Source organism: Allostella sp., from assembly GCF_041913585.1.
Classification (GTDB): domain Bacteria; phylum Pseudomonadota; class Alphaproteobacteria; order ATCC43930; family Allostellaceae; genus Allostella.
The window spans coordinates 1-8,062 of record NZ_JAYSFE010000165.1; the positions used below are offsets into that span (position 1 = coordinate 1).

Here is an 8,062-nt window from a genome sequence, read left to right on the forward strand (position 1 = left end):
GTGCTCTCCACCAATTTCCCCCGTCTGCCACCCCCCCCGCCGCCCGGCCCCGCGGTGGGGGCCACGGTCCCGCCGGGGGCGCGCCGGGCGCCCGGGCCCGGCTCGTCGATGCCGCCCCGGCGCCGTTACTCGGCCGCCATCTGCTCGACCAGCGCGTGGCGCTGGTCGCGGGCCGCCCCGGCCGGGTCACGGGCGGCGGGGTTGCCCCAGCCGCCGCCGCCGCCGGTCTGAAGCACCAGCAGGTCGCCGGCCTCGAGCGGGAAATTGTCCTTCGACTTCAGGCGGAAGACCTGATCGCCGCGATAGACGGTGCAACTGCCCGTCGTTCCCGGCATGCCGTCGGCCAGTCCGCCGGCGGCGATGCGGAAGCGGTCGGCGTAGATCGAGAAGCGGACCCCGGACTTCAGGATGCGGTAGGACCGCTCCGAGCCGTTGCCGCCGCGATGGATGCCGGCGCCGCCGGTGCCGGGCCGCAGCGAATAGTGCTCGATGCGGAAGAAGTCGAAATCCATGTCGAGGGATTCGACCGGCACGTTGGTGCAGTTGGAGAGCGGCCCGGCGACCGCGTCGCAGCCGTCGCCATGGGCCGACGCCCCGTACCCGCCGTTGTGGATCTCGAGGTAGACGCGGTAGCGCCCCTGGTCGAGGAAGGAGAGGCAGGTCGCGACCGTCGAATCGAAGCCGGGCGCGATCACCCGGTCGGGAACGGCCTGGCCCAGCGCCCGGACGACGGCGTCGTAGGCGCGGTAGATCGCCTCCATGCGCGCCCGGACCGGCGCCGGGAAGCGCGGGTTGAGCAGCGAGCCCAAGGGCGCGGTGATCTTGACCGCCCGCCGGGCGCCCTCGTTGAAGGGCACGTCGGGGCCGGTCAGCACGCCCTTGAGGCAGCCCAGCGTCGAGGAGATGGTCGAGGCGAAGGGCGCGTTCATGGCGGTCGCCACCTGCGGCGAGGTGCCGGTGTAGTCGACCTCCATCTGGTCGCCCTTGATCCGCACCGTGGCGCGGACGACGAGCGGCGTCTCGCCGATGCCGTCGTCGTCGACCGCGTCCTCGCCGACATACTCGCCGTCGGGCAACGCGGCGATGGCGGCACGCACCCGGCGTTCGCAATAGTCGATCATGCCGGCCATCGCCGCCTTGACGGTGGCGGCGCCATGGCGGGCGCAGAGCTCCTGGACGCGGGCGATGCCGACGCGGCAGGCGGCGAACTGGGCGTTGAAGTCGCCGATCGTCTGGTCGGGGACGCGGATGTTGCTGGCGACCAGCTGCTCGAACGGCCCGCCCGACCAGTCGCGGTGCAGGTTGTACTTCGACGGCGGCAGGATCAGCCCTTCCTGGTAGACGTCCGTCGCCATGACGTTGAGGCCGGGCGCGCCGCCGCCGATGTCGAGATGGTGGGCGACGGCGGACGAGAAGCCGATCAGTTCGCCCTGCCAGAAGATCGGCATGAAGATGAAGACGTCCTGCAGGTGCTGGCCGCCGTGATAGGGGTGGTTCGAGATGTAGAAATCGTCTTCCTGCAGCGTCTCGATCGGGTAGCGCTCGGCGCAGCCGGCGAAGGTCAGCGACAGCGAGCCGACCAGCACCGGGATCAGTTCGTCGGACTGGGCGACGGCCTGACCGGTCGCATCCAGGATGCCGGTCGAGGCGTCCTTGGCCTCGCGGACGATGGTCGAGTAGGCGGAGCGATAGAGCTTCGCCCCCATCTCGCGGGCGGCGGCGAGCAGGCCCTGGCCGATGACCGCCTGGTCGAGGGCCGAGATCGCGTTGGTCGGAATGGCGCCGTTCGGGCTCATGCGGACCTCCTCAGGATCAGGTTGTCGTGGGCGTCGGCTTCCGCCGTCCAGCCCGAGGGCACATAGGTGGTGGCGGTGGTGTCGGTGACGACGGCGGGGCCGGCGAGGCGGCTGCCGGCGGCGATGGCCCCGCGGCCGATCTCGACGGCGTCGACCCAGGCCTCGTCCTCGAAGACGCGGATCGTCTGCGGCGGCGGGGCGCTGCGGCTGCCGAGGCGGAGCGCCGGCACCTCGCCCTGGGGCAGGCGCAGGCGGGCGCGGAAGGAGACGATCTCGACCGCCTTCCCCTTGACCGCGCCGTGCTCGTAGATGCGCCTGTGGGCGACGGCGAAGCCCGCCGCCAGGGTCGCGGTGTCGAGCCGGTCGAGGGCGGCGAGATCGACCGGGACGTCGATCTCGTAGGCCTGGCCGACATAGCGCATGTCGAGCGACATCTCGAACTCGGGCGCGCCCTCGAGGCCGAGCGCCGCGGCGCGCGCCTTCAGTGCGGCCATGAGCTGGTGCGCGATCGCGCGCACCGTGTCGGGCGCCTGCTCGTCGAGCGGCGTGCGGCGGGTGCGGGTCTCGTCCAGCATCTGGTCGGCGACGAGGAGGCCGTAGGCCGAGACGACGCCGGGATCGGGCGGCACGACCACGGTCTGGATGCCGAGCGCGTCGGCGACGCGCGCGGCGTGCAGCGGGCCGGCGCCGCCATAGGGAACCAGCGCGAACTCGCGCGGGTCGCGCCCGCGCTCGGTCGAGACGAGGCGGATGGCGGCGACGATGTTGCCGTCGGCGAGGCGGGCGGCATCCTCGGCGAGCGCGACGGCCGAGCGCCCGAAGGCGTCGGCAACCGGCCCGACGGCGGCGGCGGCCGCCGCCGCGTCGAGCGCCATCGAACCGGCGAGCCGCGCATCGGCGGGCAGGCGGCCGCAGAGCACATGGGCGTCGGTCAGGGTCGGGCGGGTGCCGCCCTTGCCATAGCAGGCGGGGCCGGGTGCGGCGCCCGCGCTCTCCGGCCCGACACGCAACATGCCGCCGTCGTCGGACCAGACGATGCTGCCGCCGCCGGCGCCGATGGTGACGATGTCGACCATCGGCAGGCGGATCGGCAGACCGTCGATCTTGGTCTCGCGCGCCCAGTCGGGCTTGCCGTCGCGGACCAGCGCGACGTCGGCGCTGGTGCCGCCGATATCGAGCGTGATGATGTCGCGGAAGCCGGAAAGGCCGGCCTGCCGGACGGCGCCGGTGACGCCGGCGGCGGGGCCGGACAGCAGCGCGGTGATCGGGTTGTCGCGGATGGCGCGGAAGGGGACCCGGCCGCCGTTCGACTGCATCATCGTGCAGTGGCCGTTGAAGCCGCCCCGCGCCAGCCCCTCCTCGATGCGGCCGAGATAGCCGTCGACGACCGGCTGCACGAAGGCCGACATCGTGGTCGCCGTCGCCCGCTCGTACTCGCGGAACTCGCCCGTCACGCGGTGCGAGCAGGTGACGCGCAACTCCGGCAGTTCGGCCGCGATCCAGGCGGCCAGCGCCTGCTCGTGGGCCGGATTGAGGAAGCCGTTGATGAGGCAGATGGCGACGGCGTCGTAGCGCCCGGCGAGCCGGGCCCTGAGGATCGGGCCGACGGCGGCGAGGTCGAGCGGCACCAGCACCGAGCCGTCGCCGGCGATGCGCTCCGGCACCTCGAAGGTGTCGGCGCGGGCCGCCAGCGGCTCCGGCTTTCTGTAGAAGAGGTCGAAGATGCGGGTGCGGTCGTGGCGCTGCAGCAGCAGGATGTCGCGGAACCCTTCGGTGACGAGGAAGGCGAGGCGTCCGCCCTTGCGTTCCAGCACCGCGTTGGTGGCGACCGTCGAGCCGTGGATGAACTCGCCGATCCCAGCCGTCGGCAGCCCCGACGCCGCCAGCGCCGCGAAGGCCCCTTCGTCGGGCCGCGCCGGCACGCTCGGGACCTTGCGGATCGACACGCCGTCCGGTCCGAACGCCACGAGATCGGTGAAGGTGCCACCGATCTCGACCCCTACTCGATGCATCCTCGTACGTCTCCATCGCTCGGGCCCACGGGCACACGCGCTCCGAATGCGGGGGCGCCCTGTCGGTCCGGGTTTCGTCACGGAAAATTCGGGCGCGACCGTTGCCGCGCAGCGAGCGTCGAGGTTAGACCCGGTTGCGGGCGCGGTGAAAGTATTTTCACCGCTGCACGTGCTCTGTCCGGAAGACGACGGCAACCTCGGATGGGTCTTGCGGCCGGCCCGACAGAAAGAAGGGCCGGCCGCGTCGCCGCGGCCGGCCCCTGACGTCACGCCGGTCGCGGTCAGGCCGCGGCGGCGGCCGCGCGCTTGGTCATCACGCCGACGAGATGGGCGCGATATTCCGGCGACGCGTGGATGTCGCCGTTGAGGCCGTCGGCCGGGTGCTTCAGCCCCTCGACCGCCGCGGCCGAGAAGTTGCCGGCGAGCGCCGTCTCGGCCGCCTTCCAGCGGAAGACGGTCGGGCCGGCGCCGGTGATGGCGACGCGGACGCCGGCCGGGCCCTTGGCGACGAAGGCGCCGACGATGGCGTAGCGCGAGGCCGGGTTGCGGAACTTCTCGTAGGCCGCCTTCTCCGGGACCGGGAAGCTCACGGACTGGACGATCTCGCCCTCGTCGAGGGCGGTCTCGAACATGCCGGTGAAGAAGTCGTCGGCCGCGATCGTCCGCTTGTTGGTGGTGACCGTGGCGCCGAGGGCGACGAGAGCCCCCGGATAGTCGGCGGCCGGGTCGTTGTTGCAGATCGAGCCGCCGATGGTGCCGCGGTTGCGGACCTGCGGGTCGCCGATCATCCCGGCGAGGGCCGCGAGGGCGGGGATCGCCTGCTTCACCTCGGCCGAGGCGGCGACCGCGCCATGCGTCGTCATCGCCCCGATGACGACGGCATTGCCGTCCCGGCGGATACCGGCGAGGCCGGCGACGCCGCCGAGGTCGATGAGGTCGGAGGGCTGGGCCAGCCGCTGCTTCAGCGTCGGCAGCAGGGTCATGCCGCCGGCCATCAGCTTGCCGTCGTCCGCCTTGGCGAGCAGGGCGGCGGCATCGGCGACCGAAGCGGGCTTGTGGTACTCGAAATTGTACATGGTTTCGCGTCTCCCTCCGGTCCGTCAGGCCGCCTTGGCCGCACGCTTTTCCTGGATCGTCCGCCACAGCCGCTGCGGCGTCGCCGGCATCTCGACATGGCGCACGCCGAGCGGCGACAGGGCGTCGACGATGGCGTTCATCACCGCCGCCGGCGCGCCGATCGCCCCCGCCTCGCCACAGCCCTTGACGCCGAGCGCGTTGTCGACGGCGGCGACGTTGTGGGTCGAGACGTCGAACGACGGCAGGTCGTCGGCCCGCGGCATGCAGTAGTCCATGTACGACCCGGTCAGGATCTGGCCCGACTTCTCGTCGTAGACGCAGCCTTCCAGCAGCGCCTGGCCGATGCCCTGGGCGAGCCCGCCATGGACCTGGCCCTCGACGATCATCGGGTTGATGATCCGCCCGAAATCGTCGACGGCGACGAAGCGCAGGATCGTCGTGACGCCGGTGTCGGGGTCGACCTCCAGTTCGCAGACATGCGCGCCGGACGGGAAGGTGAAGTTCTTCGGGTCGTAGAAGGCCGTCTCGTCGAGGCCCGGCTCCAGCGTCTCCATCGGGTAGTTGTGCGGGACGTAGGCGGTCAGCGCGACCTCGCCGAAGGACTTGGCCTTGTCGGTGCCGGCGACCTGGAACTTGCCGTCCTTGTACTCGATGTCGGCCTCCGAGGCCTCGAGCAGGTGGGCGGCGATCTTCTTGCCCTTGTTCACCACCTTCTCGACGGCCTTCATGATCGCCATGCCGCCGACGGCCAGCGACCGCGAGCCGTAGGTGCCCATGCCGAAGGCGACCTTGTTGGTGTCGCCATGGACGATCTCGACGCTCTCCATCGGCACCTGCAGCAGGTCGGACACGAGCTGCGCGAAGGTCGTCTCGTGGCCCTGGCCGTGGCTGTGGGTGCCGGTGAAGACCGTCACCGAGCCGGTCGGATGGACCCGGACCTCGGCCGACTCGTAGAGACCGGCACGGCCGCCGAGCGCACCGACGACCTGGCTCGGCGCGATGCCGCAGGCCTCGATGTAGGTGGCGATGCCGATGCCGCGGTACTTGCCGCGCCGGGCCGCCTCGGCGCGCCTGGCCTCGAACCCGGCGTAGTCGATCTCCTTCAGCGCGGCGTCGAGGGTCGCGAAGTAGTTGCCGCTGTCGTACTGGAGCGCCACCGGCGTCTGGTACGGGAAGGCGTCGACCGGGATGAAGTTGCGGCGGCGGATCTCCGCCGGGTCGATGCCGAGATCGTCGGCGGCGGCGTCGACGATGCGCTCCAGCAGGTAGGTCGCCTCGGGCCGGCCGGCGCCGCGATAGGCGTCGACGGGCACGGTGTTGGTGAAGACCGCCCGCACCTCGGCATAGATGGCCGGGGTCGTGTAGACGCCGGCCAGCAGGGTCGCGTGCAGGATGGTCGGGATGCAGGACGCGAAGGTCGAGAGATAGGCGCCCATGTTGGCGAGCGTGTGCTCGCGCAGCGCCAGGAACCGGCCGTCCTTGTCCAGCGCGAGCTCGACCCTCGTCACATGGTCGCGGCCATGGGCGTCGGACATGAAGGATTCCGAGCGGTCGGCCGTCCACTTCACCGGCCGGCCGAGCTTGCCCGCCGCCCAGGTGACGATCGCCTCCTCGGCATAGTGGTAGATCTTCGAGCCGAAGCCGCCGCCGACGTCGGGCGCCACCACGCGCAGCTTCGATTCCGGGATCTGCAGGACGTAGGCGCCCATCAGGAGCCGGATGACGTGCGGGTTCTGGCTCGTCGTGTAGAGCGTGTACTCGCCGGTGCCGCGGTCGAAGTCGCCGATCGCCGCCCGCGGCTCCATGGCGTTGGGCACGAGGCGGTTGTTGACGAGGTCGAGGCGGGCGACGTGATGGGCCGAGGCGAACGCCTTCTCGACCGCCGCCCGGTCGCCGAACTCCCAGTCGTAGCAGGTGTTGTTCGGCGCCTGGTCCCAGACCTGGGTCGAGCCGGCCCTGATCGCCTCCGGCATCGAGACGACGGCCGGCAGCTCGGTGTAGCGGATGTCGATCAGCTCGGCCGCGTCGCGCGCCTGCTGCCGGGTCTCGGCGATCACCACGGCGACCTGGTCGCCGACATGGCGCACGCGCTCGGGCGACAGCGGGATGTGCGGCGGCTCGACCATCGGTGTGCCGTCGCGGCTGTGGATCAGCCAGCCGCAGGGCAGGCTGCCGACGCCGGCGGCCGCCATGTCGGCGCCGGTGTAGACGGCGACGACCCCGGGTGCGGCCTTCGCCGCGCTCGTGTCGATGCCGTCGATCCGCGCGTGGGCGTGCGGCGAGCGCACGATCCAGGCATGGAGCTGGCCCGGGCGGTTGATGTCGTCGGTGTAGTTTCCGCGGCCGGTCAGGAAGCGGAAATCCTCACGGCGGCGCACGGCGGCGCCGATCCCGGTCTCCGGCAGGGCGTTCATGGCGCTACCCTCGCATGGCTTTGGCGCCGGCAACGACCGACTTCACGATATTGTGGTAGCCGGTGCAGCGGCAGAGATTGCCTTCGAGCCAGTCGCGGACCTCGTGCTCGCTCGGGTCCGGGTTGTTCTTCACGAGATCGACCGCGCTCATCACCATGCCGGGCGTGCAGAAGCCGCACTGCAGGCCGTGATTGTCGCGGAAGGCCTCCTGCATCGGGTGCAGCGCACCGTCGCCGGCGAGGCCCTCGATCGTGGTGACCTCCGCGCCGGCGCACTGCACGGCGAGGATGGTGCAGCTCTTGACCGACTTGCCGTCGACATGGACGACGCAGGCGCCGCACTGGCTGGTGTCGCAGCCGACATGGGTGCCGGTCAGGCCCAGGGTTTCGCGCAGGAAGTGAACGAGCAGGGTGCGGGCCTCGACGGCTCCGGTCACCGATTTGCCGTTCACCGTCATCGTGACGGTGCTGGCCATGATTCCTCCCTCAGGTACGAAGTCGAGACGATGCGCGACGCCGACGGCGGCGGTGCTCCCCAGCGCGCCGCCGCCGTCCGCGTCCAGGAAGCCCTGGGACCCGGCAAATGTCGACCGGACGGGGTGTCAGGTCAAGCCGTTGCGGCCCCCGTCCGCGACCGTCAGCGGGGCGTCGCGAAGACGAGCAGCACGAGGACGGCGAGGGCGATCAGCCCGATGATCCAGACGGACGGGCTGATGGTCGATCGGGTCGGCTGGGGGGCCGGGGCGGCGGGGCGGGGCGGGGCC

5 protein-coding genes are annotated in these 8,062 nt (G+C 71.5%); all 5 read right to left on the bottom strand.

Features of this window, described 5'->3' with window-relative positions:
- Nucleotides 1–125: 125 nt before the first annotated feature.
- The gene (locus tag ACE3Q3_RS21505; protein WP_374449420.1) at nt 126–1,796 is read right to left on the bottom strand and encodes a hydantoinase B/oxoprolinase family protein; all 1,671 of its coding nucleotides are present in this window, start codon (nt 1,794–1,796) and stop codon (nt 126–128) included.
- Nucleotides 1,793–3,808: a hydantoinase/oxoprolinase family protein gene (locus ACE3Q3_RS21510; protein ID WP_374449422.1), complete on the bottom strand. Its 2,016-nt coding sequence runs from the start codon at nt 3,806–3,808 to the stop codon at nt 1,793–1,795. The genes ACE3Q3_RS21505 and ACE3Q3_RS21510 overlap by 4 nt, the downstream gene beginning before the upstream one ends.
- 281 nt (nt 3,809–4,089) lie before the next feature.
- The gene (locus ACE3Q3_RS21515; RefSeq protein ID WP_374449424.1) at nt 4,090–4,884 is read right to left on the bottom strand and encodes a xanthine dehydrogenase family protein subunit M; all 795 of its coding nucleotides are present in this window, start codon (nt 4,882–4,884) and stop codon (nt 4,090–4,092) included.
- 24 nt (nt 4,885–4,908) lie between these two features.
- A complete protein-coding gene (locus ACE3Q3_RS21520) occupies nt 4,909–7,299 on the bottom strand; it encodes a xanthine dehydrogenase family protein molybdopterin-binding subunit (protein ID WP_374449425.1) in 2,391 nt (796 codons plus the stop codon).
- A 4-nt stretch (nt 7,300–7,303) separates the two neighbouring features.
- A complete protein-coding gene (locus ACE3Q3_RS21525) occupies nt 7,304–7,774 on the bottom strand; it encodes a (2Fe-2S)-binding protein (RefSeq protein ID WP_374449427.1) in 471 nt (156 codons plus the stop codon).
- Nucleotides 7,775–8,062 lie beyond the last annotated feature (288 nt).